The 4,935-nt window shown below is 50.0% G+C and carries 1 tRNA gene and 3 rRNA genes; all 4 read right to left on the bottom strand.

The features are described 5' to 3' along the window. The 4 genes from rrf to HMPREF2655_RS02985 all read right to left on the bottom strand — a co-directional run bounded on the left by rrf (position 1) and on the right by HMPREF2655_RS02985 (position 4,887). Positions 1-116 (bottom strand): 5S ribosomal RNA (rrf, locus tag HMPREF2655_RS02970). Between the two features lie 76 nt (positions 117-192). Further along, a 23S ribosomal RNA gene (locus HMPREF2655_RS02975) occupies positions 193-3,095 on the bottom strand. 122 nt (positions 3,096-3,217) lie between these two features. Then, a tRNA-Ala gene (locus HMPREF2655_RS02980) sits at positions 3,218-3,290 on the bottom strand. 51 nt (positions 3,291-3,341) lie between these two features. After that, a 16S ribosomal RNA gene (locus HMPREF2655_RS02985) occupies positions 3,342-4,887 on the bottom strand. Together the 16S, 23S and 5S rRNA genes with 1 tRNA gene alongside form the textbook arrangement of a ribosomal RNA operon. Positions 4,888-4,935 lie beyond the last annotated feature (48 nt).

Consider the following 4,935-nt stretch of genomic DNA (forward strand, 5'->3'; position numbering starts at 1 on the left):
GCTAAGCGACTTCCATATCTCACAGGGGGCAACCCCCAACTACTTCCGGCGTTCTAGGGCTTAACTGCTGTGTTCGGCATGGGTACAGGTGTATCTCCTAGGCTATCGTCACTTAACTCTGAGTAATACCTACTCAAAATTGAATATCTATCAAATACCAAGAAAACCTCACACTTCGTATTCTCAGTTACTTTGGATAAGTCCTCGAGCTATTAGTATTAGTCCGCTACATGTGTCGCCACACTTCCACTTCTAACCTATCTACCTGATCATCTCTCAGGGCTCTTACTGATATAAAATCATGGGAAATCTCATCTTGAGGTGGGTTTCACACTTAGATGCTTTCAGCGTTTATCCCTTCCCTACATAGCTACCCAGCGATGCCTTTGGCAAGACAACTGGTACACCAGCGGTAAGTCCACTCTGGTCCTCTCGTACTAGGAGCAGATCCTCTCAAATTTCCTACGCCCGCGACGGATAGGGACCGAACTGTCTCACGACGTTCTGAACCCAGCTCGCGTGCCGCTTTAATGGGCGAACAGCCCAACCCTTGGGACCGACTACAGCCCCAGGATGCGACGAGCCGACATCGAGGTGCCAAACCTCCCCGTCGATGTGAACTCTTGGGGGAGATAAGCCTGTTATCCCCAGGGTAGCTTTTATCCGTTGAGCGATGGCCCTTCCATACGGAACCACCGGATCACTAAGCCCGACTTTCGTCCCTGCTCGAGTTGTAGCTCTCGCAGTCAAGCTCCCTTATACCTTTACACTCTGCGAATGATTTCCAACCATTCTGAGGGAACCTTTGGGCGCCTCCGTTACCTTTTAGGAGGCGACCGCCCCAGTCAAACTGCCCGTCAGACACTGTCTCCGATAGGGATAACCTATCCGGGTTAGAGTGGCCATAACACAAGGGTAGTATCCCAACAACGTCTCCTTCGAAACTGGCGTCCCGATCTCTTAGACTCCTACCTATCCTGTACATGTGGTACAGACACTCAATATCAAACTGCAGTAAAGCTCCATGGGGTCTTTCCGTCCTGTCGCGGGTAACCTGCATCTTCACAGGTACTAAAATTTCACCGAGTCTCTCGTTGAGACAGTGCCCAAATCATTACGCCTTTCGTGCGGGTCGGAACTTACCCGACAAGGAATTTCGCTACCTTAGGACCGTTATAGTTACGGCCGCCGTTTACTGGGGCTTCAATTCATACCTTCGGATTACTCCTAAGCACTCCTCTTAACCTTCCAGCACCGGGCAGGCGTCACCCCCTATACATCATCTTACGATTTAGCAGAGAGCTGTGTTTTTGATAAACAGTTGCTTGGGCCTATTCACTGCGGCTGACTTAAAGTCAGCACCCCTTCTCCCGAAGTTACGGGGTCATTTTGCCGAGTTCCTTAACGAGAGTTCTCTCGCTCACCTGAGGCTACTCGCCTCGACTACCTGTGTCGGTTTGCGGTACGGGTAGAGTATGTTTAAACGCTAGAAGCTTTTCTTGGCAGTGTGACGTCACTAACTTCGCTACTAAACTTCGCTCCCCATCACAGCTCAATGTTATAGATATAAGCATTTGACTCATATCACACCTCACTGCTTAGACAGACACTTCCATTCGTCTGCTTTAGTTAGCCTACTGCGTCCCTCCATCACTACATACTCTAGTACAGGAATATCAACCTGTTGTCCATCGGATACACCTTTCGGTCTCTCCTTAGGTCCCGACTAACCCAGGGCGGACGAGCCTTCCCCTGGAAACCTTAGTCTTACGGTGGACAGGATTCTCACCTGTCTTTCGCTACTCATACCGGCATTCTCACTTCTATGCGTTCCAGCACTCCTCACGGTATACCTTCTTCACACATAGAACGCTCTCCTACCATACCTATAAAGGTATCCACAGCTTCGGTAAATTGTTTTAGCCCCGGTACATTTTCGGCGCAGGGTCACTCGACTAGTGAGCTATTACGCACTCTTTGAATGAATAGCTGCTTCTAAGCTAACATCCTAGTTGTCTGTGCAACCCCACATCCTTTTCCACTTAACAATTATTTTGGGACCTTAGCTGGTGGTCTGGGCTGTTTCCCTTTCGACTACGGATCTTAGCACTCGCAGTCTGACTGCCGACCATAATTCATTGGCATTCGGAGTTTATCTGAGATTGGTAATCCGGGATGGACCCCTCACCCAAACAGTGCTCTACCTCCAAGAATCTTTATGTCGACGCTAGCCCTAAAGCTATTTCGGAGAGAACCAGCTATCTCCAAGTTCGTTTGGAATTTCTCCGCTACCCACAAGTCATCCAAGCACTTTTCAACGTGCCCTGGTTCGGTCCTCCAGTGCGTCTTACCGCACCTTCAACCTGCTCATGGGTAGGTCACATGGTTTCGGGTCTACGACATGATACTAATTCGCCCTATTCAGACTCGGTTTCCCTGCGGCTCCGTCTCTTCAACTTAACCTCGCATCATATCGTAACTCGCCGGTTCATTCTACAAAAGGCACGCTCTCACCCATTAACGGGCTCGAACTTGTTGTAGGCACACGGTTTCAGGTTCTATTTCACTCCCCTCCCGGGGTGCTTTTCACCTTTCCCTCACGGTACTGGTTCACTATCGGTCACTAGGGAGTATTTAGGGTTGGGAGATGGTCCTCCCAGATTCCGACGGGATTTCACGTGTCCCGCCGTACTCAGGATACTGCTAGGTACAAAGACTATTTTAAATACGAGGCTGTTACTCTCTTTGGCTGATCTTCCCAAATCATTCTTCTATAATCTTTGAGTCCACATTGCAGTCCTACAACCCCGAAGAGTAAACTCTTCGGTTTGCCCTCCTGCCGTTTCGCTCGCCGCTACTAAGGCAATCGCTTTTGCTTTCTCTTCCTGCAGCTACTTAGATGTTTCAGTTCACTGCGTCTTCCTCCTCACATCCTTAACAGATGCGGGTAACAGGTAGTACCTGTTGGGTTCCCCCATTCGGAAATCCCTGGATCATCGCTTACTTACAGCTACCCAAGGCATATCGTCGTTTGTCACGTCCTTCTTCGGCTCCTAGTGCCAAGGCATCCACCGTGCGCCCTTATTAACTTAACCTTATTTTCTGACCTTTCAGTCATAAACTCTTTTAATACTACAGCGTTTCGGTTTATTTTCTTGTTACTATTTGATATAGATATTCAATTTTCAATGTGCATTACTTGGTGATCTCTCACCAATGGAGCCTAGCGGGATCGAACCGCTGACCTCCTGCGTGCAAAGCAGGCGCTCTCCCAGCTGAGCTAAGGCCCCACAAGACCTCTCAAGACTAAACAAGACCAATGTGCAGTTCCTTATCCTTAGAAAGGAGGTGATCCAGCCGCACCTTCCGATACGGCTACCTTGTTACGACTTCACCCCAATCATCTATCCCACCTTAGGCGGCTGGCTCCAAATGGTTACCTCACCGACTTCGGGTGTTACAAACTCTCGTGGTGTGACGGGCGGTGTGTACAAGGCCCGGGAACGTATTCACCGCGGCGTGCTGATCCGCGATTACTAGCGATTCCGACTTCATGTAGGCGAGTTGCAGCCTACAATCCGAACTGAGACTGGCTTTAAGAGATTAGCTTGCCGTCACCGGCTTGCGACTCGTTGTACCAGCCATTGTAGCACGTGTGTAGCCCAGGTCATAAGGGGCATGATGATTTGACGTCATCCCCACCTTCCTCCGGTTTATTACCGGCAGTCTCGCTAGAGTGCCCAACTGAATGATGGCAACTAACAATAGGGGTTGCGCTCGTTGCGGGACTTAACCCAACATCTCACGACACGAGCTGACGACAACCATGCACCACCTGTCACCTCTGTCCCGAAGGAAAACTCTATCTCTAGAGCGGTCAGAGGGATGTCAAGACCTGGTAAGGTTCTTCGCGTTGCTTCGAATTAAACCACATGCTCCACCGCTTGTGCGGGCCCCCGTCAATTCCTTTGAGTTTCAACCTTGCGGTCGTACTCCCCAGGCGGAGTGCTTAATGCGTTAGCTGCGGCACTAAACCCCGGAAAGGGTCTAACACCTAGCACTCATCGTTTACGGCGTGGACTACCAGGGTATCTAATCCTGTTTGCTCCCCACGCTTTCGAGCCTCAGCGTCAGTTACAAGCCAGAGAGCCGCTTTCGCCACCGGTGTTCCTCCATATATCTACGCATTTCACCGCTACACATGGAATTCCACTCTCCCCTCTTGCACTCAAGTTAAACAGTTTCCAAAGCGTACTATGGTTAAGCCACAGCCTTTAACTTCAGACTTATCTAACCGCCTGCGCTCGCTTTACGCCCAATAAATCCGGACAACGCTCGGGACCTACGTATTACCGCGGCTGCTGGCACGTAGTTAGCCGTCCCTTTCTGGTAAGATACCGTCACAGTGTGAACTTTCCACTCTCACACTCGTTCTTCTCTTACAACAGAGCTTTACGATCCGAAAACCTTCTTCACTCACGCGGCGTTGCTCGGTCAGACTTCCGTCCATTGCCGAAGATTCCCTACTGCTGCCTCCCGTAGGAGTCTGGGCCGTGTCTCAGTCCCAGTGTGGCCGATCACCCTCTCAGGTCGGCTATGTATCGTTGCCTTGGTGAGCCGTTACCTCACCAACTAGCTAATACAACGCAGGTCCATCTGGTAGTGATGCAATTGCACCTTTTAAGCAAATGTCATGCAACATCTACTATTATGCGGTATTAGCTATCGTTTCCAATAGTTATCCCCCGCTACCAGGCAGGTTACCTACGCGTTACTCACCCGTTCGCAACTCATCCAGAGAAGCAAGCTCCTCCTTCAGCGTTCTACTTGCATGTATTAGGCACGCCGCCAGCGTTCGTCCTGAGCCAGGATCAAACTCTCATTAAAAGTTTGAGTTCTCACTCATTTCTGTCACTGACAGATTTATTGTTTTTT

It is taken from the genome of Streptococcus sp. HMSC066F01 (genome assembly GCF_001837335.1).
Taxonomy (GTDB): domain Bacteria; phylum Bacillota; class Bacilli; order Lactobacillales; family Streptococcaceae; genus Streptococcus; species Streptococcus oralis_S.